The following is a 23,307-nucleotide window of genomic DNA, read 5'->3' on the forward strand; positions in this document are numbered from 1 at the left end:
CCGTTGTTGTCCCTGCCGGGTCAGGCAGGGCGCAAGGGCCTCTTGATGCCGAATCTGTCGTTACCGAGGTCCCGGATGACGCCGATGAGCCGCGTCTTGAGCTGCTCGACCTCGCCGTCCTCGCCCAGAAGCTCCTGTCCCAGTTTCACCACCTGTTGGAAGGTTTCCTCGCCCCGCTCCGAGATGTTGACCCGTTGCTCGCGCCGGTCGCTCTTGCTGCGAGCGCGGGATATGTAACCGGTTGCTTCCAGCCGTGCCAGGGTCTTGCCCACGGTCTGTGGTTGCACCCGCACCCGCTTTGCCAGCTGTGCCTGGGCCATCGGCCCCTCCACGGCCAGGATTTCCAGGACAGTTGCCCCGGCATGGGTCAGGCCGAGGGAAGCCAGCTGCTCGTTCCACTCGTATTCGACAAGCCTCGCGGCTGTGGACAGGAGCCGGGGCATGGGCCACTTGGAAAGATCAGGCATGCAGGATTATAAGCAAACTGACCGTTGAGAGGTCAATGGTTTATCCCAGCATCACAGCAACTTACGCCGATCTTTTGCACGCCGGGACGCTTGGCGCCCCCGACCCGTCGCGGCGCTGGCGGATGAACCTCCGGGCGCCCACCTGGAGGCGAATGCCGGGGAAAGTGTCGTCCTTGGCACAGCGCGACCGAACCGACAATCCCGCTGCCTTCCGTGTTTGACCGTGCGGTAGGCTTCGACTCAGTAGGCAGGCCTGTCTGTCTACAACACGCAGCAAGCGCTCTCTCACCAGAGGAAGAAGCGCTGCACTTTCCCTTGAAAGGGACATTGATGGATCCCGTGAACGAAACCAACACGCTGCCCCTGTCCATCGCGGAGTTGGACTCCACGATCTATACCGGACGGCCAGCTGCGACAGACACACTCCCTGAGGGACGGGCGCAGACAGTTTCCGACCTGACCCCGGGGCAGAAGAAAGCACTGGAGGCCGTCACCGTCCGGGCAGGGCAAGTCGAGGCGGCGGAATGGGCCCTGGACCAGGCGAAGGCCGTCTTCCAGGAGCAGACATCCGCCGCATTGGCCTCCGGTGTACCTGCCGAACTGGTTGCCGCAGCCGCCGGAACGTGCGCCTCTGCACTCCCCGCACCGACCGGTGGGGCTGCCGCGAACCCGCTGGATTTGGTGGCCATCAGCTGACCCGCCCTGCCGGCATGGCGGTCCGGCCGCAGGCGCGCCGCGCCGGGTCCTCTACGAAGCCGCTACGAAGGTGACCCACGAAGCCCGGGGCATGCGGGTCAGCCTCTGCCGCCGGGCGTCGAAGCGTCGGTGTGGTGGGGACGTTGCCGGCTATGGTCAGCCGGGTCTGTTTCGTTGGCTGAGAGATCACGCAGGTGCTGCCGGTCGGCAGGATGCAGCCTGGAGTTTCCGTCGATCGCTTCCGTCAGTATCGTCAGGTGCTTGCGGAGCACCGGGACGTGCTGGGGACGACCCGACTCTTGTGACAACTGGATGAGCATGCGGAGTGTTCTCAAGATTGCGGCAGCCACCTGCGGCTGTTCGGTTGCGGCATGCCGCAGCTGGTCAAAAGCATGGTCAATGTATTCATCCATGTTTAGCTCCCAGGGCCGCAGCAGGAGCCGGCCTTGGCGCCCGGCGATCCTTTCCGGAGGCAACTCCGATAGCACCAGTTTTCGCAGGAGGCTTCCGAGCCGCAACACCACTTCGACGGCGGTGTTCGGATCGTTAATCGCCGAGCTCAGCGCCCGCAGGCCGATGTCGACCAACTGCCGAATGGAAAAGTCGATGTCCTGCTGGGCAGTGCGCGCGTTGCTGACCCTGATCACGCCCCTCAAGCGGCGGGCGACGGCCGCGTCGCCATCAGGCCAGACGGTGGCCAGCGGTTCGCCCTGGTGGATGTAAGCCCCGACGCGGGTCTCGAGCCGGACGGTGGTGCGGGCGGGAACGGCAGCAAGAATATTCTTGCTCAGGGCTTGGGTAACCCAACCGTCCCGGTGCGCGCGGACAACAAATCCTGGCTGCGTTTCCGGCGGTACCGGTGATCCTGTGGGACTTGTTTCGTTTCCGCTGCCGTGCAGGACGGTAGCCGCAATTCTTTGGCCTTCGTTGGCGATGGTCCGGACAATTTCCCCCACCTGGAGCCGGTGGGCGAGGTGGTTGAGGTGCGCAATAATGAGCAGCACCGTCCCCACCGTCAGCAGCACCGCAATGGTCATCGATAAGCGGGGCGCAGGGTCGCTGGATTCGGCATTGATGTTCCGCATCACCAGGACGCAGTAAACGAACGTGGCCACGAGCAGTCCCACCACGCATTGGCTCAAGCGGTCGCGGACAAAAGAGCGCATTACTCGGGGCGAGAACTGGCTGCTGGCCAGCTGCAGGCTCACGACCGTCAGGGAGAAAACAACGCCTGCGGTCGTGATTGTCGCACCCGAAACAACGCTCAATAACCAGACCGCGGCGTTGCTCGACATTCCGAACGTGAAGCCAAGCAGCGGAGTTTCTGTGCCCGCCGCGTCAATCGCTGCGGCAACCTCCGCCAACCCGGCACCGCACACGACGATGATCGCCGGAAGAAGAAACAGGCTCTCCCGGAAGGAATATGCCGCCGCACTGGCCCTGATCCCGAACCTTGTCCACATCATGGGCTGAGACTATGGAGGAGCGCGAGGCCAGTCAAAACACCGGCATCCATACTTCAAGACTGCTCTGTTAGCCCCGCCTCACCAGCTACGTCATCGCTGCCCACAGCTGCGCCCCATGCGATGCCGCTTTGAACATGTTCATTCATGTTCCGCTATTGACGGTCTTTCTTGATCGACACTATGCTCAACGAAGCGGTGTGATCAGCGTCGCATTCTTCAACGGCACGGCGGCTGCCACGGTGAGTGGCAGCTAGCTTCTTCGGCTCCTCTTATCGCCTGCGGATGTGCGCGCTCCGTCCGTTGAACGAGACGGAGCAAAGCGAGGATTAGAGTCAATGACACCTGAAACCATGATGGCAGCCAGTTCGCCTCTGGCACCGAAATGGCTAGCAGTTCCTTCCGGCCGCAACGCACTGACGTCCAAGATTTGGCCGAGCGGGGTTGGTCGGGCAGCAACGGGTGAACTGGTCGTGGAGGGTGTGGGCGTCTCAGAGTTGGCCCGAAAGTTTGGCACCCCCGCCTTTATTGTTTCGGAGAACGATTTCCGGAGGCGTGCCCGCGCGTTCCGCGCCGCGTTCAATGAAGCGTTCGAACCGCTGTGTGGCGGCGTAGACATCTACTATGCCGGCAAGTCATTTCTCTGCGTCGAGGTCGCTAAATGGGCGGTCGAGGAAGGCATGCACCTCGACACCTGCTCCGGCGGCGAACTAGCGTTGGCAGCCCGGGCAGGCATTGAGGGTTCGAAGCTGGGTTTGCATGGCAACAACAAGTCCGATGCCGAGCTGATCCGCGCACTGGATATGGGCGTTGGACGGATCATCGTTGACAGCCTTCAAGAACTCGCGCGCGTAGGAGAGCTCGCCCGAAGCCGTGGCACGGCGGCCCCTGTTCTGTTGCGCCTGACTCCTGGTGTCTATGCTGACACCCACGAATTCATTGCAACAGCTCACGAAGATCAGAAATTTGGCCTATCCATGGCCTCAGTCAAAGGGCGGCTTTCCGCGGCGGAGGCTGCCGTGGCGGCAGCCCTGCAGGACAAAGGCGTGCTGCTTCTAGGGGTTCACTGCCACCTTGGTTCCCAGATCTTTTCGCCCGACGGGTTCGCTCTCGCAGCCGAGCGACTCTTGAAATTCGTCGCCGACATGCGGAGATTCTACGGCGCGGCACTGGAGGAATTGGATCTCGGCGGCGGCTATGGCATTGCGTATACGGCAGCCGATAACCCGCACGAGCCGAAACAAGTTGCCCCGGCCATTGCCCGCGCCGTCCAAAATGCATGCGAGCGCTTCGGCATCGACATACCGAGGATTTCTATCGAGCCTGGTCGGGCCATCGTTGGAAGTTCGACCTTTACCCTGTATTCAGTGGGGACGCTTAAGACGAATTACATCGAGCATGGCTCCGAGATCTTTCCGCGACGATATGTTTCCGTCGACGGAGGGATGAGTGACAACCCGCGCCCCGTCTTGTACGGCGCCGACTACTCAGCGGCCCTCGCTTCGCGAAGCTCACAGGCGGACTACGCGTTGTCCCGCGTAGTCGGACGACACTGTGAGAGTGGCGATATCGTTGTCCGCGATGTCTACCTCCCCTCGGACCTGCAGCCAGGGGATCTCCTCGCCGTGCCGGGCACAGGGGCATACTGCTGGGTGCTCGCCAGCAACTACAACTACACGCCGCGCCCGCCGGTTGTTGCTGTCTCCGACGGGCTTGCCCGGATCATCGTTAGAGGAGAGACCGAGGACGACCTGTTCCGCAGGGATGTGTGGTGCTAACAGGAACCGAGCCACTGTTCCTCCTGCTTGCGGGTTGAGTTTCAAGGCCTGTCTACAAACGATGAGCCGGCAGTAACATCAGGAAAGTACAAACCCATTCACAATCGGGCGGCGAAGTTCGATCTCGGATGGGTGCAATGACGGAGGTACACGAATGTCCGATCGCCAGGCGTCCAGAGATCTCCCCGTTTTTGAGGTTATTCGCCGCCAGCTGTCCGAGATGTCTGTCGCGGAGCGTAAAGTGGCGCGCACCCTGCTTGGAGGGCCAGCGACGATCGGCCTCGAATCATCGACAAAGCTGGCTCGGCATGCCCAAGTGAGCGGACCAACTGTGATCCGCTTCGTGAACCACCTGGGTTTCGCTACGTATATGGAGTTCCAAGAGGCTGTTAAAGACGACGTGATTGCGCGTGTGACGTCGCCGGTCGAGCTGTTTCCCGAGGCGCAAAACACGGCGGGAAATGAACTTCAGGACTACTCCGACGCCCTAAGCTCCGCCATATCCGCAACGATGAGTCGACTGTCCACCGAGGACATTTCTGCTGCGGCCGATCTGCTGGCCGACCCGAGGCGGAAGGTCCTTATTTTTGGCGGGTGGTTCAGTTCAGCCCTCGCTCGTTATCTGTCCGCCATGCTTCAGGAACTGCGTCCGGGAGTCGAGTTTCTGGACGATGAACCCACACGACGCGTAGCCGCACTCTGCGATGCAGACAGGCGCACTACCGCGGTTGCTTTCGACTTTCGGCGCTATGAAGCCAGGACGGAAAAGCTGGGGAGGGCTCTCGTCGAACAAGGCGGGAAGCTCATACTCTTCACGGACCCTTGGTTGTCGCCTCTGGCGGACGTGGCAACTGCGGTACTGCCCGCTTCGGTAGGAACGCCGAGGCCGTTCGAGTCATACGTGTCCAGCTTGGCAGTCGTTGAAACCCTAACAGCACGAGTGGTTGATATGACGTCGAACTCCGCTCGGGCTCGATTCGAACGTTACGGGTCCTTCACCGAAGCACTTGTACCACACTGGGAATACCGGCGGCAGCTCGACGCGGAGGAGCCGGCAGGCAAGGCTGCACCATAGGTTGGGCTCAAGACGGGCAACGCATACATACTCTCGCTCGTCCATGCCCTCTTGCCCGCGATACCCCTCCCACGCCGTTCGAGGGGAATCAAGCGTCTATCGAACTGAGGTCGAGGCGTCTCGTCGCCCGCATCAGGAACACCACATCTGGTACCGCTCGGCCAGCTAAGCAGATATGCCTGAATCAAGTAATTCTTGCAGGGCCTGTTGCGGTATCTGGCAAATGACTTCATACTTGATTTCGGTGTGGCCCAGCCCACACTGTCCAGCGGGGCGGCTTAGGCCGAGCGGCTCGGGAGCGGCAGCGGCCACACTCGAAAACGCTCCTACGGTGCTTTGCATCATAGGCTCCTGCTGTCTGCCACTCGTCGAGCCCGGGCCGAGCCCTTCTGGCCCCGCCACATAAGGAGACGCCCTTGCCGTCATACAAAAGGCTTGCGACCACAGCACTCATTGCGATCTGCGCGGTTGCACTGTCCGCCTGCGGTAACGAACCGTCCGCTGCCGTCGATCCCTCCGCCGGCTCGGCTGACGGTGTGACTCTCATTTCGCCAGGCAAGCTCACGGTCTGCACCCATCTTCCGTACGCACCGTTTCAGGCCAACGACGACTCCGGGCAGGTAGTCGGCTTCGACGTCGACATTACCGAGCTCGTTGCGGAGCGCTTGGGCGCCCAGCAGGCGATCATCGATACGCCCTTCGAGGGCATCAAATCCGGGGAGGACATGGCAACCGGAAAATGTGATATTGCTGCGGCCGGAATGACGATCACGGACGCCCGCAAGGAAGCCATTCTGTTCTCGGAGCCGTATTTCGATGCGACTCAGGCATTGCTGGTACCAACCGACTCGGCGGTGAAGAGCATGGCCGATTTGAAGGGCAAAAAGCTGGGCGCCGCGACGGCAACTACCGGCTTGGAGTACGCGAAGGAGCATCAGGACGAGTGCGCATGCGAGATCGTTGAGTTCCAAGACCTTGCGTCGCAGTCACAGGCCCTGTTCACCGGTCAAGTCGACGCAGCAATCAATGACCTGCCTGTGTGGACGGAGGCCTTGAAAGACAATGCCGGCAAGGCGTTTATCTCAGCTCAGTTCGACACCGGCGAGCAGTACGGTCTCGGCATGAAGCTCGGCAACACGGCACTCAAGAAGGTCGTCGATGAAGTTCTTGCAGAGGCCAAGAACGACGGAACGTATGACGAGATTTACAAGAAATGGATTGGGGATCTGCCGCAAACCTGACCGGTCAGCCCAACCGCCGGCGGACAGTCGGCGGTTGGGCCAAAGGCGTCCCGGTGAAATGCAGCGCACCAGTTAGGAAATCATGAGCACACAAACCCAGCAGGCCCCTCCTGAGGTTGCCACACCACGATTGACACGGCGGCAGCGGGCACGCGTCATACGCGGTATTCAATACCTGATCGGGATCGCTGTCCTTGCCTTCGTGGTGGCGAAGACCGACTGGACAACTTTCAGCGAAGCCTTCCTGCGGCCAGACATCTTCCTGCGGATGTTGCCCCGGCTAATCACGGTGGGTCTCGTAAACACCATCATCTACGCCCTCTTGGCATTCGTCTTTGCCTTCATCGTGGGACTGCTGCTGGCCATGATGAGGCTGAGTTCGGTCAAGCCGTACAGATGGTTTGCCACTGCTTATGTTGAGTTCTTCCGCGGAGTTCCTGCCCTCGTCGTCCTCTTCATGGTCGCCTATGGCGTCCCCAGCGCATTTCCGGGTTTCCAGTTTCCCGGAGATAAGTACGGCATGGTCATGGTAGGCCTGGGCATCACGGCCGCCGCCTACATGGCCGAAACTTTTCGTGCAGGCATCCAAGCCGTACCGAAGGGACAGTTGGAGGCTGCTCGCACCCTTGGGATGGGCCATGGCCGAACCATGGCGACGATCGTCATACCCCAGGCATTTCGGATCGTGGTCCCACCGCTCACGAACGAAATGATCCTTTTGGTCAAAGACTCGTCCTTGGTTTACGTCGTTGGAGTCACCGCCGCGCAGTATGAGCTCACGAAGTTTGCACAGGACTTCCTGAATCGTTCCGTCAACGCGACCCCCCTGATTGTTGGGGCACTTTGCTACCTTGCGATCACCCTTCCTCTGTCCATGCTCGTGCGTAAACTCGAGCGCCGCTACGCGAAAGCACTCTGACAATGCCTACCGCACCGATTCCAGCACCTCCGGGCACCGCAGCAAGTCCTGCCATCTCGATCCAAAACTTGAAGAAGAGTTTCGGCCAAAATGAAGTGCTTAAGGACGTCTCGATTGAGATCGGTTTGGGCGAAGTCGTTTGCGTTATTGGCCCCTCTGGATCTGGGAAGTCCACCCTGCTGCGCTGCATTAATCTGCTCGAGATCCCCACCTCAGGGACGATCTCTGTAGGTCCTGACGAGGTCACCCACCCGGATGCCGATTTGGATCGCATTCGCCGCCGGATCGGTATGGTCTTCCAGTCTTTCAACCTGTTCCCACATCTGACAGTGCTGGAAAACCTCGCTGTTGCGCAGGTCAAGGTGCTCAAGCGGCGGAAGGAAGAGGCGCTCAAAATAGCCCGACTCAACCTCAACAGAGTCGGATTATCCCACAAGGAGGCCGCATACCCTGCGCAGCTCTCCGGCGGCCAGCAGCAGCGAGTGGCAATTGCCCGCTCGCTTTCGATGGAGCCGCAGCTCATGTTGTTTGATGAACCGACGTCAGCGCTTGACCCCGAGCTCGTCGGAGAGGTGCTGTCAGTGATGAAGTCTCTCGCCGCCGACGGCATGACCATGGTGATCGTCACCCATGAAATGGCTTTTGCACGCGCAGTGGCAGACCGAGTGGTCTTTATGGACGGTGGCTACATCGTCGAGCAGGGCCGCCCTCAGGACGTTATCGGCAACCCGCAGGAGGAAAGGACAAAGTCCTTCCTCCACCGGGTCCTCAATCCGATGGTCGTCGATGCGGAAGAGATGATCGACGAGGAGAAGCTCGGCGCAGCTTTGTGACCTGGCCCCTTCGGGGCGATCCCGGCCCACCTTACGTAGACGCAAAAAAGGAAATAATAGCTATTAGCCCTGCGAGTCGGTTCAGACCCGAGATGCCTCGCAGGGTCTGAACCGCGTACGTGGTATGTACGCGGGGGCTTGCGGCTCTGGCCTCATGCGGACGATGCGTCCGCGGATCCGGGAGGATAGGACCGGCCCTGCAACGACCCGTTCTGCGGGCTGCCACTCCCTCAGCCCGGAGTGGGGTTTCCGGCGCAGGCCATCCTGAGAATACTTGTCCCATGAGCCTCTTTCGGACCAAGTCCATCGAGCAGTCCATGGCGGACATGACGGAGCCGGGGCGGGAGCTGAAACGCACGCTGAGCACCTTCGACCTGATGGTGCTCGGTGTGGCTGTCGCCGTCGGGGCGGGCATCTTTTCCGTCGGTGCGAAGGCCGCCGGCAGCTATGCCGGCCCGGCCGTGACGGTGTCCTTCGTGTTGGCGGCCATCACCTGCGCCCTGGCCATCATGTGTTATGCCGAGTTCGCCTCCGCTATTCCAGTGGCCGGCAGCGCCTACACGTATACCTACGCGACCCTGGGCGAACTGCTGGCCTGGATCATCGGCTGGGACCTGATTCTGGAGTTGTTCACGGCCGGGGCCGTCATCGCGAAATATTGGGGGATCTACCTCAGCAACGTCTTCCTGCTCTTCGACGTCAATGTCCCCACCACGGTGAATGTCTTCGGCCTGGAGCTCACCTGGGGCCCGCTGCTGATCGTTGCCGTCTTCACGACTCTGCTGGTGCTCGGCACCGAGCTGTCGGCCCGCGTGAACAACGTCTTCACCATCATCAAGGTGGCCATTGTCCTGTTCGTGATCGTTGTCGGCTTCACGTACGTGCGGGCGGAAAACTACACACCGTTCGTGCCGGCTCCGGTCGCCACCTCAGGCGCCGGAGGAAACGTCTGGTCCCAGTCGCTGTTCTCCTTCCTTAGCGGTGCGGAGCCCCAGCAGTACGGCGTGGTGGGCATCCTGGCGGGTGCCGCGCTGGTGTTCTTTGCCTTCATCGGATTCGACGTCGTGGCGACGAGCGCGGAAGAAGTGCGCAACCCGCAAAAGACGCTTCCGCGGGGTATCTTCGGCGGCCTGGCGATCGTGACCGTGCTGTACATCCTGGTCACCCTGGCCCTGACGGGCATGGTTTCCTACCGGGAGCTGGCGGCAGCCGATGAGGCCTCACTGGCCACAGCCTTCATTGGCGTCGGGGCGGACTGGGCTGCGCAAGTCATTTCGGTCGGCATCCTGATCGGACTCACTACCGTCATCATGGTCCTCCTGATGGGCCTCGCCCGCGTTGCCTTCGCGATGAGCCGTGACGGCCTGCTGCCGCGGTGGCTGAGCCACACCACCGAGCATCAAAAAACCCCGGCGCGGGTGCAGATTTTGGCCGGAGCCCTGGTTGCCCTGGTGGCGGGCTTCACCAACGTGGACGTTCTGGAAGAAATGATCAACATCGGCACCCTCTCAGCCTTCGTGCTGGTGAGCATCGGCGTCGTCGTGCTGCGCAACAAGCGGCCGGATCTGCCCCGCGCCTACCGCGTCCCGGGCTCGCCCGTGGTGCCGATCCTGTCCGCGGTGCTGTGCTTCTGGCTGATGCTGAACCTGACCACGCTCACGTGGGTGCGCTTCGCAGTCTGGCTGGCCATCGGCTTCGCCATCTACTTCCTGTACGGCCGCCAACATTCGCGGCTGAACCATCCGGAGCTGATAGCACTGGAGCACGAGCGCGAGGAGCACCGCCGGCTGGAGCACGAGCAGCGTGTCCGCGACCGCAAGAACCACCGTCACAACCCGGAGCCGTAGCCCCTCTGTTGCCGGAGCAGGGACTGGCCGCTGCCGCCGTGCCGGCCGCGTCCCGACGTGTTTGTGCTCCACCCCGGCCGGCCGTGGCTATGATGCGATGAGTCCGCATTCCGGAGAATGGAGCAACACATGCAACTCGGTGCTTTTTCGCTCAGCCTCGCTGTTAAGGACATTGCGGCTTCTGCCGCGTTCTACGAGAAGCTCGGGTTCAGCCAGCACGGCGGTGACATCACGCAGAACTGGTTGATCCTGAAAAACGGCGCGGCCGTCATCGGACTCTTCCAGGGAATGTTCGAGAAAAACGCCTTGACCTTCAACCCGGGCTGGAACCAGGACGCCCAGGCCCTTGGCTCATTCGCTGATGTGCGCGATCTCCAGCGGCAGCTAAAAGCGGAGGGCGTGCAATTCCTGTCCGAAGCAGACGAGGCAACCACCGGTCCTGCCAGCTTTGTTCTGCAGGACCCCGACGGCAACCCGATCATCGTGGACCAGCACATTTAATGGCCGCTGGCTCTGACCCCCGAACGGGGAGGGCCGATGTCGGGACGCTCATGGCGCTGCACCCGGAAATGCAACCAGCATAGGAAACGCCCCCGAACCACAAGGATCCGGGGGCGGAATTCAAAGCCGTCAGAGCGGGCGGATGTTCTCAGCCTGCAGCCCGTTAGGCCCCTGGGCGACATCGAACTCGACCCCTGGGTTGTCTTCCAGGGAGCGGTAGCCGCTGGGAGATTGCCTAAAGTGCGCGAACACGTCCGGTCCTTCGCCATCCTGGCCGATGAAGCCAAAACCCTTTTCGGCGTTGCACCACTTGACGGTGCCTGTTGCCAGTTCGGGATGGCACGGGGCGCAGCTTTCGGGCGGCTACCGGTTGGTGATGGCGGACGCCTGCGCGAAGTATTCTGAGTCGACCATGACGGCGTAGCGCTCGGCTTCAAGGGACTTTACCGACTTGAAGTCCCGTCGTCCGCCGCTGCTCCAGTGCCCGATGAAACCGAACAAGGCACCCCACACGGCGGCGATGAGCACGCTGCCCAACAGCACGCTCAGCCATACGATGCCGGGGACGAACAGCCCGAACAGCAGCCCGATGAGCAGGCCGAACCAGGCGCCGCCGGCAGCTCCGGCCAGCGCGGCCTTGCCCTTGGTCATTCGGCCCGTGACTTGCTCCACGCTGCTGATGCCTAGGCCGACAATGCGCACGTGCTCCACCGGGAACTTCTCATCCGAGAGCCGGTCCACCAGGCGCTGCGCCTGCAGGTAATCACCAAATTCGGCCAACACGGCCGTGGCGCGCGGAGCGGAAAGAGTTGACTGGTTTTCGATCGTCTCGCTGGTCATATTCCTCCTCTAGTTGTACTCGGTCATCTATCTGAGGACGCTTCCACCGTACCAGCTTTAGTTCGGTTAGGCGAACCGAACCTTATTGGTAGACTCCTTCCATGACCGATCCTCATTCGACCAAAGCCGGCGATGTGCCGACGCCCGGGGAACAAGTGCGCCACGGCTTCGCCCTGTTGCTCCGGTGGTCCAGCCGGAGAAAAATCCGCAGCTACATCCTCGGGCCCGCCGCCGCGAACCTCTCGCCCACCGATACCGCGCTGCTGGAATATCTGACCAGGAACGGGCCGATGCGGCTTTCGCATCTGGCAGCACAGTGGGGCGTCAACAAGTCCACCATGAACCCGCAGGTCCGCCGCCTCGAGGCCAAGGGGCTGATCGACCGCCAACCCGATCCGGCCGATCGCCGTGCCACCCTGTTGGGGACTTCCGCCAGCGGAATCGAACTGCAACACCAGATCGGCGTGGCCGGCGCTTCAGCGTTCGACGAAATACTCTCCACTTGGTCCCCGGAAGATCGGGAAGTCCTCGGCGCCATGCTGGTCCGCTTCGCCAACGAACTCTCGGCCGCCACACCCGAACTCCTCCACAAAGGTGCCGCCAAGGCCTCCCTGCCCGGTTCCAGCTGAGCGCCCGCACAGCAAAAGCGCGATCCGACCGACGGCCGGCCGCTGCATATGCCGATGCCTAACGACCGTCCTCCCGCGGAACCAGACCAGCAATCGTCGTCCCGATGTCCCGGACGCACCGGAATCCAATGTGCGTGGTGGCGGAGTCGCGGTCCTGGGGCTGTCGGGCGGCGGGCCGGTAGCGCAGGCAGTATTCGGGGGCGCAAAGGTGGGAGCCGCCCTTGACCACGAAGGCGTCGCGCGGATTTTCCGGGCCGGCGTGCTCCCGGCGCGGATCCGTCGGGACGCAGCAAGGGGAGGCCGCGGCCTGCGGGTGACGGGGCGACCACCGGTCGGCCGTCCACTCCCAGACGTTTCCGATCAGGTCCACGGCTCCGTAGGCGTTGGCAGCGTAGGCGCCCACGGGAGAGGTCGCGGGCCAGCCGTCCTCGGCGGAGTTCCGGTAGGGGAACGCCCCTTGCCAGGTGTTGGCCAGGTGGTGACCGCCCGGGCAGCGCTGGTCGCCCCAGGCGTAAGGAGTTGGCGCGGTACCCCCGCGGGAGGCGAACTCGTGTTCCGCCTCGGATGGAAGCCTTCGCCCGGCCCATCTGGCGTAGGCCGCGGCATCCTCCAGCGACACCTGCGTGACGGGGTGGTCCGGCCGGTCATCCAGTGCCCGCGAGCCGGGCCCCTCCGGGAAACGCCACGACGCGCCGGGCACCCAGGACCACCAGAGTGACGGGTCGCTCAGTGGAACCGACCCGGAGGTTCCGGTGAACACCAGCGCCCCTGGAACCAGCAGTCGCGGGTCCACGCCGGGGTAATCCCCCGGGTCGGGGGCTCGCTCGGCCACGGTCAGGTAGCCGGTGTCGGCGGCGAATCGAGCGAACTGCGTCACCGTCACGGGCGTGCGGTCCATTAGGAACGGGGACACACGCACCGGGTGGACGGGCCGTTCTTCGGGATAGAAGTTCTCTGAGCCCATCGGGAATGTCCCGCCGGGTACGAGAACCATTCCAGCCGGAACCTCAGCCTCCGGGACAACACCCTGGCTCACGGCTCTTGCTCTTGCCGCGCTGCGGTTGCGGGACCGGGTTCGGCCGGCAGCCCGCCGCCCGGGGCACCGGCCTCGATGTCCTCCAGCCGGTAACGGACCTCCCGCGTGCCGAAGAGGTCCAGGTCGAAGGGCGGTTCGTCCTCGCCCAGCTCGGTGTCGATAAGGTTGACAAGCTTTTTGAGCATCGACTCCATCAAGTGCCCGTCATAATCGGGATGGGAGGGATCCCCGACGTTACGTGTCTCGCCGGGGTCATCCAAAAGATCATAGAGCGCCACCTCGGAGACTGCGTGCAACTCCTCGACCGTACGGGGTACGCCGTACTGGGTGGGAGAAAACCACCGGACCAACTTGTATCGGCCGTCGGAGACCGATCGAAAGAACGTGCGCTTGTCCAGGTCCGGGGCCCCAAACTTTTTCCCGGCCGCACGGCAGTCCTCCAGTGTTTTCTCCGGGCCTTCGTGCAACTGGGCCAGTTCGCCCAAGGCGCCCTGGATAGCCCACTCCGGGTCCTGCATGTTGAGGCCGTCCCAGCTTATTAACGCGCCATCGCCGGGCTCGGAGGACGAGCCGCGAGGCGGCTTCGCCTGTCCGGGGCTTTCAAACACGGGCCGCAGGTTCCGGCCTTTCAACGCCGGGTACAGGCGACCTATCTCCGTCTCCTCCAGCCCCGCCCATGACAGGAAAGTAGTGGCGAGGTCCAGATGCGATCCGACGGCGTCGGACTGCACCCCCTTGGGGCTGCGCGGCGCGACGACGGTCATGTTGACGATCGAGGCCTCCTGGAAGGGAATTGCTCCCTTCTGTGTCATGCCGTGCCCGCCGTTCATCTCGCCGTGGTCGGAGGTGAGGATCACCACGGTGTTCCGCCACAGGTCCTGCCGGTCGAGCTCGTTCAGGATTTGCTGGAACTGTGCGTCGACCATCCGCAGGCAGTTGATCAGGTAATTCCGCCGGGCCTTCCACAAATCTTCCCTGCCCTCCGGAATCCGGCCGTAGTTCCATTCGGTGCTCCGCTTGTAGGACCGCACCCCGTACGGCTGGGCGTCAAGGTCGTCGTGGAAGTTCACCGGGAGTTCCACGTCGTAGTCGCGCATGAACCCCAGGTCCTGCGCCGGATGGGTCAAGGCGGCCATCACCCCGTTCGCGTGGGCCTGCTCCTCTTGGCCGGAGCGCAGGAACATGACGTCGTGGGGGTTGACCATCGAAGAGATCAGCAACCATGGGCGATCCTGCGGCCGCTTGTGGCGCAGCCAGTCCACGGTTTCGAAGGCCACCGCGCCGTCCAGGGTCTCGCCGTGGAACGGGGCGCCCCAGTTGTCGCCCCAGGACTGGTAATCCGAGAAGCCATAGCCTTCGAGTGCGTCCGAAGATTGCCCTGGGTGCGACAAGTGCCACTTGCCCTTGAACGCGGAGTAATATCCCTGCTCCCGCATCATCGTGCCGATCGTGGGGACGTCCTCGTCCAGCACGTCTATCCACGCGAAGTTGGTGTTGTCCCACAGACCAACGTTCTTGGCGTGCTGGCCGGTCCACATCGTGGCCCGGGAGGGAGTGCACTGTGGGACCGTGCAGTACTGGTTGCTCAAGCTGACACCCGCCCCCACCAAGCGCTGGATGGCAGGCAGTTCCACACCGGGCGGCAGGTCCATGTGCACGTCCCACTGGTCCATGCACAGCACCAGGATGTTCGGTCGTTGATCGCGGGCAGCGCACATTGTCGTCAGCCTCCTCCGTCGTCGTGGTCGTTCTTCCCCGGCATGTCGGCCGCCGTCGGGATCAGAAATTGGAAACTGTTGTCCCTGCTCATCAACTTCGCCGCGACGATCAGCAGCAGCACGCCGAAGGTGTTGAGCAGCGTGATAACGACCAGTACGCGCGGATCGTTGAAATTGGTCTGGGCGACGATCAGGGCTGCGGCGATGCCCCGCTGGGCCGTACTCAACCCGCCCACGTCCTGGAGGTGGTCGTGGCCATCGCCCATGGTCCAGCCCAAGAACAGCGCGAGCAGCAGCACCGCCGTGCCCACTCCGATGGCCGCCCACAGCCCGGGATCGGCCATTGCCGGTAGATACCCGATCGGGATCGCGACGATCAGCACGTACAGCGAGATGTTGGAGATTATCGCCACCCACGGCTGCACGGCGGCCACCACGTTCTCGGTGAACTGCCGGACGAGCATCCCAACCACCAAGGGCAGGACCATCTGCGTGAGCAGCCCCTGGACCACTGCCCAAGTGTCCACCGTCACACCTTCCAGTACCTGGGGAAGCAGGAGCGGGAGCCAGAGGACGGTGCCGACAATCAGGACGAGCATCACGGTCGCGCCCAGAGCGATGTCCGAATCGGAGACCCCGGTGAGCTTGATGGAAAACGGAGCCCCGGCGGACAAGGAGAACAGCAACAAACCAGCCGAGTAGGCAGGGGCCAGTTCAACGAGGTCCGTTGCAGCCATCATCAGGGCCGGCACCACAATGAAATTCAGCAACAGCATCCGCAGCAAAAACGCCCGGTTGGACAGGTGCGTGAGCAACCGTGAGGGTTTTTGGGTCAACCCCACGTTGAGCATCGAGGCGACCACGAAGACGGTCACCCCCCATGAGCCCAGAGCCTGGAAAAATTCGTACACGCGCGGATCCATCGTTGGGGAACTTCCGCCCCCGAACGGAACCGGTGCCGCTGGTTTCGTCCCGGGTTGTCTAACCATCCAATCACGGATGTACGTTAGATAGGGAGTAACGGCTTAGCAAAAGCGCTTCCGCTACAGGAAAAACCTTTGCATAAAGGGGCAAGCCCCCCAAAGAATCCACACAGCCGGGAGGGACCGTGCCACAGGACAGTGAGAAGGCGTCGGGGTTCCTACCGCGGATGAAAAACCTACCCGGGGATGCACTGGCCGGGCTCGTCAACGCCGTGGTCAGCGTGCCCTCCGGCATGGCCACCGCCGCACTGGCCGGGGTCAACCCCGTCTACGGCCTCTACGCCACCGTCGTCGCCCCGACCGTGGGCGGGTTCTTCGCCAGCTCCCAGCTGATGCAAATCGCCACCACCAGTGTCTCTGCCATCACCGCAGGCCAGGCGATCGCGGCATTTCCCGCCGAACAGCGCGCGCCGGCCCTGTTCTTCCTCGTGGGGCTCAGCGGGCTGTTCCTGGTGGCCTTCGGCCTGCTCGGTGCCGGCAAGCTGGTCCGCTACATCTCCTACCCGGTGATGACCGCCTTCCTCTCCGGGGTGGGAGCGGTGCTGGTGATGGACCAGGCGGCACAGCTCGCCGGATACACATCCCAGGCCAGCACCAGCCTCGGGGCGTTCGTGGACCTGATCCTGCACGTCGGGCAGTTCAGCTGGAACTCAGTGCTGGTCGGATCCATCGCGCTGATCATCATGATCTTGCTGGGGCGCACGCGGCTGGCCAACGCTGCTTCGCTCCTCGCCCTCGTCATACCCAGTCTCATCGCCATCTGGTGGCAACCTGAAGGTGTGAAGATCGTTCAGGACGTCAGCGACATCCCCACGGGCCTGCCGCCCTTCGCGATTCCCAACCTCACCCTTTTCACCCCGGGCCTGGTAGCCTCGGCCTTCGCCGTCGCGGCAGTCATTGCTATCCAGGGCGCCGGGGTGAGCCAAAGCGTGCGGAACCCGGACGGCTCCCGGCCCGACATCTCCCGGGACATGGTTGCCCAGGGCCTGGGCAACACGGCCGCCAGCTTCTTCCACGGCATGCCCACCGGCGCCTCCGTGAGCCAGAGCGCGCTGAACACACAAGCCGGAGCAAAGAGCCGCTACGCCATGGTGTTCCACGGGTTGGTCATGCTCGCGATCATCCTAGTCGCCTCGACCCTGATCGGTCAGGTACCCATGACCGTGCTCGCCGCGATCGCAATCGTCGCCGGCTTCCAAGTCATCAAGATCACCGAGATGCGCTCAATCTGGCGCGTGGGCGGAACCGCACGATGGGCGATGGTCATCACCTTCCTCGCCACCCTGCTGACCTCCATCCCGGTGGCCGTCGGCCTAGGCGTGCTGCTGACCTTGGTCTTGTTCATCTACCAGGCCGGGCAACTAACCGAGGTGCATGAACTGGTCCGCGAGGATGACGGCAAGATCCACGTCAAGGACGCCCCGACCCGATTGCGTTCGGGTCAGGTCACGGTCCTGGACGTCTACGGCCCGCTCTACTTCGCCGCAGCCCGCACGCTGCGGGAACGGCTTCCGGCGCCGGACTCCGCCGAGAGCGCCGCACTCGTGCTGCGGATCCGCGGCAACAGCCAGATCGGAGCCACCTTCATCGAAGAGATCAACGACTACGCCCACGAGCTCGCCCAGCACGGGGGCCGGGTCTACCTGTGCGGCATGACCCCCGACCTCGCCGACAAGCTATACCGCGCGGACCGTTTCGCGCTCGACGACGAAGTCGTCCTGGTTCCGGGAACCGAGATACTCGGCTCCTCCCTTCAGGACGCAGTACGGCAGGCCCAGTCCTGGCTCGACAATCGCGGTGAAGAGGGGGACCCGTCGGCCTAGCCCGCACCACCTGGCCGGCGTTTGCGCTAGCTGGCGTCGCCGGTACGGGAACCGAGCTGCTCGTCCAGGCGCAGCAGGCCGGGCCCGTCGTCGTTGACCAGCTTGACCCGGCCGATGATCTCGCCGACCGTGGCTTCTTCTTCCAACTGCTCGTCGATGAACCAGTTGAGCAGCGGAATGGAGTCGATGTCGCCCTCCTGCTGCGCGAGCCGGTACAGGTCGCGGATCGACTCGGAGACCTTCTTCTCGTGTGCCAGCGAGGCTTCGAACGCCTGCAAGACGGTCCCGGCGAAAATTGTCGGAGCGGTGATCGCCTGGATCTTCGGGTGGGCGCCGCGGTCCATCATGTGCTCGATGAACTTGTTCGCGTGGACCACCTCTTCCTCGGCCTGGGCGCGGAACCAGCCGGCGATCCCGGGCAGGTCGATGGCATCCATTTCGATGGCGAGCTGGCGGTAGACCACGGAGGCCTGGAGTTCCAGCGTGACCTGGTCGTTAAACGCTTCTGCGAGTTTTCCTGTGAGTCCCATGGCTCCAGATTATGCGCCGGCCTGTATCCCCGCCAGCAAGGTAAGGCAAGCCAAGATTAGGGAAGCCTGTGCTATCCGTCCCCTGGACTGTCGGTGGCGTTGAGCGGCACGGCGGGTTTCGCCAGCCCTTCGATCACGACGGCGCGGGGCAGCTTGGCCAGCTCCCCGGGCCTGAGCAGCAGTTTGCTGGACCGGTTGCCGCCGCCCATCACCACGCGTTCCTGGTCCATCACGGCGGCGTCGATGTAGATGGGGTGACCGGAGGTCCCGATGGCGGTCACTCCCCCGATCTCCATGCCGGTCACGGCTTGGGCGGTCTCCGCGTCGGCGAAGGACGCGCGCTTCACGCCCAGGAGTTCGCGGACCGTCTTGTTCACGTCCAGCCGGGCGGTCCCCAGCACCACGCACACCGCGTACCTGGCCGGTTCCACCTTCTTCGACGCCACCAGAATGGTGTTGGCCGACTGCTCCAGGGCGAAGCCGTAGTGTGCGCAAAACGCCGCCGTGTCCGCCAGGTCCGGGTCGCAGCCGAGGACTTCGTAAGCGAGACCGTGCCCGGCGAGCGCTGCCTCGACGGCGGGCAACAGTTTGGCTGCGCTCACTGCGCCCCGGTTGCCTCAACGGTCTTGGTGACGGCGGCCAGGATGGCTTCGCCGAGCTCGGCCGGTTTGGTGAACTGCGGCCAGTGCCCCGTGGGCAGGTGCACGTACTCGACGTCCCGGATCCTGGCCAGTTCGACCACCTGGGGTGCGCCGGCGTCGATCCAGCCCTGCAGTTGTTCGGGCGTGAACTCGCACGTGACCACCGTGACCGGAACGTTGAAACGCCGCTCGTCGGACAGGTGCTGCGGATCGGAGGCCACACCCCTCGGTTGCGGGATGGCCCGGGCACGGAACGCGGCGCGGAGCCCCTCGTCGAGGTCCACCAGGTCTTCTTCCTCGAAGAGGCTCCAGTCCGGCAGCGGCACCTCGTCGCCTTCGGCGGGCAGTTCGTCGTTGATCACGCCACCTTCGCCCAGCGGGCCGCTGTCCACGTAGACGGCACGGGCGATCCTGTCCGGGCGCTGGTCTACCACGCCATGGATGATGGCCCCGCCGCCGGAATGGCCCACCAGGACCACCGGCCCGTCCAAACCGTCCACCGCTTTGACGGTTGCGTCGATGTGGTCGCGCAGGCCGATCCCCGCCCGCGGCGCATCAGGCGCTTCCAGCCCGGGCAGCGTCAACGGGTGCACTCGGTGCCCGGCGGCGGCCAACGGTGGGGTCACCTCGGCCCACGACGACGCGTCCAGCCAGAATCCGGGTACCAGGATGATGTCCATGTCAGGTGACTCTAGTGCCCGACCGTGACCCGGAACACCCTTGCGGCGAAATTCAGGACAACCACGGTCCCTTAGGTGGTTCCGGAGGAGAACAACGGCCGGGTCCACCGGCCGAAGAGCCATAGGCTGGTTTCGGCGAACTTATTGGCCCCGACCCGGAGGACCGTATGGGAATCATGAACGACCTGCTGGGGCCGGCCGACGTCGAGCAACTGCAAAGTTCCCTGGCCGCAGCCGGTGGCCAATCTGCATGGCCGGCGCTCCGCGAAGCAGGGAGTCGGCTCGAGCCGCTGGCCCTGCGCGCCCGCGCCGACTTGCTGGCGGAAGCGCTCCTCGCCGACCTGGCTGGCGGCTACGAACCAGCCGCCGCCATGATCCGCGCGGCGCTGGCCGACGGCGCCTTCACCGGCTGGATGCTCTGGCCGGTCGGCGAGGCGGCCGTAACCCGCGCCTTGGAAGACGGGAGCCAGCGGGCCTTCGACGATGCTCTGGCCCTGCTCGCGGAACTGACTCCGCGGATGAGCAGCGAGTTCGCCATCCGCCGGCTGTTGATCCAGGACCTGGACCGGGCGCTGGGAATCATCCGGGACTGGACGGCCCACCCGGATGAACAGGTGCGGCGGCTGGCCAGCGAAGGGACGCGGCCGTACCTGCCGTGGGCCGTTCGGGTACCCGGCATCGTCGACCGGCCGGCGGGCACCTTGCCGATCCTCGACGAGCTGTTCCAGGACGACAGCGACGCCGTCCGCCGCTCGGTGGCCAACCATCTGAATGACGTCTCGCGCCACGCCCCGGACGACGTGGTGGCGACCGCGGCCCGGTGGAACGCTGCGCCGGGTGGCCACACCGCCTGGGTGGTACGGCACGGGCTGCGCACACTGGTGAAAAAGGCCCACCCCGGCGCCCTCGCGACGCTTGGCTTCACAGCCGACGCCGTCACGGTGACCGTCCCGCAACTTGACCGGAACATTGTCCACCTGCCCGGGGAGCTCGGCTTCGCCGTCGAGATCCGCAACGAAACGGACGCCCCGGCTCGCGTGGCGGTGGACTACGTGGTCCACTACGTCAAGGCAAGCGGTTCGCTGGCTCCAAAGGTCTTTAAGCTGGCGGTCGCCGACCTCGCCCCGGGCGAGGCCCGGCAGTTCCACAAAACGCACGCCTTCCGCCAGATGACCACGCGCGCGCATTACCCGGGCCGGCACCTCGTCCAAGTGCAGGCCAACGGAACCCTGTCGCCCGAGGCGGGCTTCGACGTCGTGCTCTGACACATGCACCGTGCGCAAACGTCTGGAATTCGCTCTCGGCATGGTGCGCCCGCATCTACCCGTTTGGGCCGGTAGCATCCGGTAATCTTGCTCCAACCTTTATCCGGGGTGCCGACCCTGACGGCACACCCGGAGGCTCCGACCCGTCCCACAAGGAAAAGTGCATGAAGTTTGACTTGCCCTTGCCGCAAAGCACGTGCAGCGCGGCGCGCATCCGTCCAGGCGGACTCCTCCAGCAGACAGGACTCCTATGAACCCGTTGGCCGAGCAGGAACGCAAGCTCCATGTTTCGCACCACGACGCTGAAGACATCGGCGCGCTGGCCGCCGACATAGTGGCCGACCTCGTCGGAGAGCTGCCCCGTGCCGTCATCGGGCTGGCCACCGGGTCCTCGCCGCTGCCGCTGTATCAGTCCTTGGCACGGCGCAGCCTGGATCTGTCCGGGGTCCGCTGGTTCGCGCTGGACGAATACGTGGGACTTCCGGCCGGGCACCCGGAGAGCTACGCGCAGGTGATTGACCGGGAAGTGATCCGGCCGCTGGGGCTCGACCGGGCGTCGGTCCTGCTGCCGGACGCCGACCGGACCGATGTGGACCGGGCGGCTGCGGACTATGAAGCGGCCATCGCGTCGGCGGGCGGAATCGACCTGCAGATCCTGGGCATCGGCCACAACGGCCACCTGGCCTTTAACGAGCCCGGCTCGGCCCTGGATTCCAGAACCCGGGTCGAGGAGCTGACGATGACGACGCGCCGAGCCAATGCCCGGTTCTTCCCGTCGCTCGACGACGTCCCCACCCGCTGCATCACGCAGGGCCTGGGGACCATCCTGGATGCCAGGCGGCTGCTGTTGATGGTGCAGGGTCGGGACAAGGCCGACATCCTTCACCGCGCGTTGACCGGGCCCATTGACCCCGACTGCCCGGCCTCGGTGCTCCAACTGCACCCGGACGTCACCGTCCTCACGGATGTCGAGGCGGGCTCCCGGTTTCCCCCCGGATAGGCCTCGATTCCGCCATGACATGCCAAGGCGCGGGCAGCACCGACGGCTCCCCCGTCCCGTTCCGCGAAGCGGAACGGGCTCCGCTGCCGGGCGGCCGGACCATCCTCAGGGGCAGAATCCACACCGGCGAGGGTGAACTGCGGGACGGAGCCGTTGCGGTGTCCGGCGCGAAAATCAGCTTCGTCGGTCCGTCGGAGGCCCTGCCGCCCGGCGAGGCGGACACCGTCGTCGACGTCCCTGCCGGCCAGAGGGTGATCCCCGGGCTGGTTGATCTGCACTGCCACGGCGCCTTCGGCGTCGACTTCCCCACCGCCCAGGAAACGGACGCACGCCGCGCGGCGGCCGGCATCCATGCTTCGGGCACCACCACCCTGCTGGCGAGCCTAGTGACAGCACCGCCCCAGGATCTGCTCGGCGGACTCGACGTCCTCGCGCGCATAGCCGCCGACGGCGAGGTAGCCGGCATCCACGCGGAGGGGCCATTCCTGTCACCTGCCCGATGCGGCGCGCAGGACCCGCGATGGCTGCTGGAACCGGACCTCGACCTCACACGCGAGATGCTCGCAAGCGGTCGCGGCTTCCTGCGCACCATGACGTACGCGCCCGAGCTGGCCGGCGCCGACGAACTCGTGGAACTGCTCGCCGGCCACGGCGTTGTCCCCTCGCTGGGCCACACGGCCGCGGAAACCGCGGTCGCGGCCGACTCCCTGCGCCACGCACGGGATGCCCTCGCCCGGCGGTTCGGTGAGGGGTCAGCGGTGCCCACGGTGACGCATTTGTTCAACGGGATGGAACCGCTGCACCACCGGTCCCCCGGCGCCGTGAGCGCCTGCCTCCGGGCCGCCCGCGCCGGCGAGGCCGTCGTGGAGCTCATCGCGGACAACACCCACCTGCACCCCGACCTCGTCGTGACCATGTTCGAGCTGCTGGGTGCCGACAACATCGCCTTGGTCACCGACTCGATGGCAGCAGCCGGGCTAAGCGACGGCGTGTACCCCCTGGGCCCGGCGGAGGTGCGGGTGCAATCGGGAGTGGCCCGCCTGGCATCCGGGGCCATCGCCGGAGGCACCGCCAGCATGATGGACCTGCTGCGGAACGCCCTCGAGGCGGGAGTCCCTTTCGACCAGGCCCTCCGGTCGGCCACTGTGGTCCCGGCCCGGATCATGGGCCTGGCCGACAGCGTAGGCACCTTGGCTCGCGGCAAGTTCGCCGACCTCGTGATCATCGATGAAGCCCTGGCAATCACCGGCGTCATGCGCCGGGGCCGGTGGCTGGCCCGGCGCTGAGCGCGAGCAGGACCTCCGCCGGGATGGAATACCAGCCTGCCGGCCACGTTGTGACT

23 protein-coding genes are annotated in these 23,307 nt (G+C 64.2%); 13 read left to right on the forward strand and 10 right to left on the reverse strand.

Features of this window, described 5'->3' with window-relative positions:
* Positions 1–20 precede the first annotated feature (20 nt).
* Positions 21–467, reverse strand: a complete 447-nt coding sequence (locus AC5RVD_RS02275) for a MarR family winged helix-turn-helix transcriptional regulator (protein WP_494112384.1) — start codon at positions 465–467, stop codon at positions 21–23.
* 330 nt (positions 468–797) lie between these two features.
* Between AC5RVD_RS02275 and AC5RVD_RS02280 the strand changes: the two genes are divergently transcribed.
* The gene (locus tag AC5RVD_RS02280) at positions 798–1,163 is read left to right on the forward strand and encodes a hypothetical protein (protein WP_494125818.1); all 366 of its coding nucleotides are present in this window, start codon (positions 798–800) and stop codon (positions 1,161–1,163) included.
* 98 nt (positions 1,164–1,261) lie between these two features.
* On the opposite strand, the gene AC5RVD_RS02285 is transcribed toward AC5RVD_RS02280, so the two are convergent.
* Entirely contained in the window at positions 1,262–2,629 is a 1,368-nt protein-coding gene (locus tag AC5RVD_RS02285; RefSeq protein ID WP_494125819.1) for a DUF2254 domain-containing protein, read from the reverse strand.
* A gap of 335 nt (positions 2,630–2,964) precedes the next feature.
* Here AC5RVD_RS02285 and lysA point away from each other — a divergent pair, with 335 nt between their 5' ends.
* From lysA to AC5RVD_RS02320, 7 genes are all read left to right on the forward strand, one after another.
* Positions 2,965–4,404, forward strand: coding sequence for a diaminopimelate decarboxylase (lysA, locus tag AC5RVD_RS02290; RefSeq protein WP_494125820.1), 1,440 nt, complete (start codon positions 2,965–2,967; stop codon positions 4,402–4,404).
* A gap of 154 nt (positions 4,405–4,558) precedes the next feature.
* The gene (locus AC5RVD_RS02295; RefSeq protein ID WP_494112381.1) at positions 4,559–5,479 is read left to right on the forward strand and encodes a MurR/RpiR family transcriptional regulator; all 921 of its coding nucleotides are present in this window, start codon (positions 4,559–4,561) and stop codon (positions 5,477–5,479) included.
* 416 nt (positions 5,480–5,895) lie between these two features.
* A complete protein-coding gene (locus AC5RVD_RS02300) occupies positions 5,896–6,720 on the forward strand; it encodes an ABC transporter substrate-binding protein (protein WP_494112380.1) in 825 nt (274 codons plus the stop codon).
* Between the two features lie 82 nt (positions 6,721–6,802).
* Positions 6,803–7,639: an amino acid ABC transporter permease gene (locus AC5RVD_RS02305; protein WP_494125821.1), complete on the forward strand. Its 837-nt coding sequence runs from the start codon at positions 6,803–6,805 to the stop codon at positions 7,637–7,639.
* 2 nt (positions 7,640–7,641) lie between these two features.
* A complete protein-coding gene (locus AC5RVD_RS02310; RefSeq protein ID WP_494112378.1) occupies positions 7,642–8,472 on the forward strand; it encodes an amino acid ABC transporter ATP-binding protein in 831 nt (276 codons plus the stop codon).
* Between the two features lie 281 nt (positions 8,473–8,753).
* A complete protein-coding gene (locus AC5RVD_RS02315) occupies positions 8,754–10,319 on the forward strand; it encodes an amino acid permease (RefSeq protein ID WP_494125822.1) in 1,566 nt (521 codons plus the stop codon).
* 129 nt (positions 10,320–10,448) lie between these two features.
* Entirely contained in the window at positions 10,449–10,820 is a 372-nt protein-coding gene (locus AC5RVD_RS02320) for a VOC family protein (RefSeq protein ID WP_494125823.1), read from the forward strand.
* Between the two features lie 129 nt (positions 10,821–10,949).
* Here AC5RVD_RS02320 and AC5RVD_RS02325 read toward each other — a convergent pair whose 3' ends face one another.
* Both AC5RVD_RS02325 and AC5RVD_RS02330 read right to left on the reverse strand, forming a co-directional pair.
* On the reverse strand, positions 10,950–11,150 hold the full coding sequence (locus AC5RVD_RS02325; protein ID WP_494126052.1) for a cold-shock protein: 201 nt from the start codon (positions 11,148–11,150) through the stop codon (positions 10,950–10,952).
* Between the two features lie 33 nt (positions 11,151–11,183).
* Positions 11,184–11,660, reverse strand: coding sequence for a general stress protein (locus AC5RVD_RS02330; RefSeq protein WP_493989836.1), 477 nt, complete (start codon positions 11,658–11,660; stop codon positions 11,184–11,186).
* A 101-nt stretch (positions 11,661–11,761) separates the two neighbouring features.
* Here AC5RVD_RS02330 and AC5RVD_RS02335 point away from each other — a divergent pair, with 101 nt between their 5' ends.
* Positions 11,762–12,289 (forward strand): MarR family winged helix-turn-helix transcriptional regulator, encoded by a 528-nt coding sequence (locus AC5RVD_RS02335; RefSeq protein WP_494125824.1) that lies wholly within the window; start codon positions 11,762–11,764, stop codon positions 12,287–12,289.
* 58 nt (positions 12,290–12,347) lie between these two features.
* Here the strand turns inward: AC5RVD_RS02335 and AC5RVD_RS02340 are convergent, their stop codons facing one another.
* The 3 genes from AC5RVD_RS02340 to AC5RVD_RS02350 are packed head-to-tail and all read right to left on the reverse strand — an operon-like array spanning position 12,348 to position 15,954.
* Complete coding sequence (locus AC5RVD_RS02340) at positions 12,348–13,325, reverse strand: formylglycine-generating enzyme family protein (RefSeq protein WP_494125825.1); 978 nt, start codon at positions 13,323–13,325, stop codon at positions 12,348–12,350.
* Positions 13,322–15,043, reverse strand: a complete 1,722-nt coding sequence (locus tag AC5RVD_RS02345; RefSeq protein ID WP_494125826.1) for a sulfatase-like hydrolase/transferase — start codon at positions 15,041–15,043, stop codon at positions 13,322–13,324. Before AC5RVD_RS02345 ends, AC5RVD_RS02340 begins: the two co-directional genes overlap by 4 nt.
* 5 nt (positions 15,044–15,048) lie before the next feature.
* Positions 15,049–15,954, reverse strand: coding sequence for a bile acid:sodium symporter family protein (locus AC5RVD_RS02350; protein WP_494125827.1), 906 nt, complete (start codon positions 15,952–15,954; stop codon positions 15,049–15,051).
* A gap of 239 nt (positions 15,955–16,193) precedes the next feature.
* Here AC5RVD_RS02350 and AC5RVD_RS02355 point away from each other — a divergent pair, with 239 nt between their 5' ends.
* Entirely contained in the window at positions 16,194–17,849 is a 1,656-nt protein-coding gene (locus tag AC5RVD_RS02355; protein WP_494125828.1) for a SulP family inorganic anion transporter, read from the forward strand.
* Positions 17,850–17,875: 26 nt separating this feature from the next.
* Here the strand turns inward: AC5RVD_RS02355 and AC5RVD_RS02360 are convergent, their stop codons facing one another.
* The 3 genes from AC5RVD_RS02360 to AC5RVD_RS02370 form a co-directional block, all read right to left on the reverse strand.
* Positions 17,876–18,379, reverse strand: coding sequence for a ferritin (locus AC5RVD_RS02360; RefSeq protein WP_494121358.1), 504 nt, complete (start codon positions 18,377–18,379; stop codon positions 17,876–17,878).
* Positions 18,380–18,450: 71 nt separating this feature from the next.
* Positions 18,451–18,981 (reverse strand): YbaK/EbsC family protein, encoded by a 531-nt coding sequence (locus AC5RVD_RS02365; RefSeq protein ID WP_494125829.1) that lies wholly within the window; start codon positions 18,979–18,981, stop codon positions 18,451–18,453.
* The gene (locus AC5RVD_RS02370) at positions 18,978–19,700 is read right to left on the reverse strand and encodes an alpha/beta fold hydrolase (protein ID WP_494125830.1); all 723 of its coding nucleotides are present in this window, start codon (positions 19,698–19,700) and stop codon (positions 18,978–18,980) included. Before AC5RVD_RS02370 ends, AC5RVD_RS02365 begins: the two co-directional genes overlap by 4 nt.
* Before the next feature lie 167 nt (positions 19,701–19,867).
* On the opposite strand from AC5RVD_RS02370, the gene AC5RVD_RS02375 reads away from it, so the two are divergent.
* From AC5RVD_RS02375 to nagA, 3 genes are all read left to right on the forward strand, one after another.
* A complete protein-coding gene (locus AC5RVD_RS02375) occupies positions 19,868–20,965 on the forward strand; it encodes a DNA alkylation repair protein (RefSeq protein ID WP_494125831.1) in 1,098 nt (365 codons plus the stop codon).
* A gap of 250 nt (positions 20,966–21,215) precedes the next feature.
* A complete protein-coding gene (locus tag AC5RVD_RS02380) occupies positions 21,216–21,965 on the forward strand; it encodes a glucosamine-6-phosphate deaminase (protein ID WP_494125832.1) in 750 nt (249 codons plus the stop codon).
* A 14-nt stretch (positions 21,966–21,979) separates the two neighbouring features.
* The gene (gene nagA / locus AC5RVD_RS02385) at positions 21,980–23,251 is read left to right on the forward strand and encodes an N-acetylglucosamine-6-phosphate deacetylase (RefSeq protein WP_494112366.1); all 1,272 of its coding nucleotides are present in this window, start codon (positions 21,980–21,982) and stop codon (positions 23,249–23,251) included.
* The last annotated feature ends 56 nt before the right edge of the window (positions 23,252–23,307 follow it).

The organism is Arthrobacter sp. THG-b23, assembly GCF_059091265.1.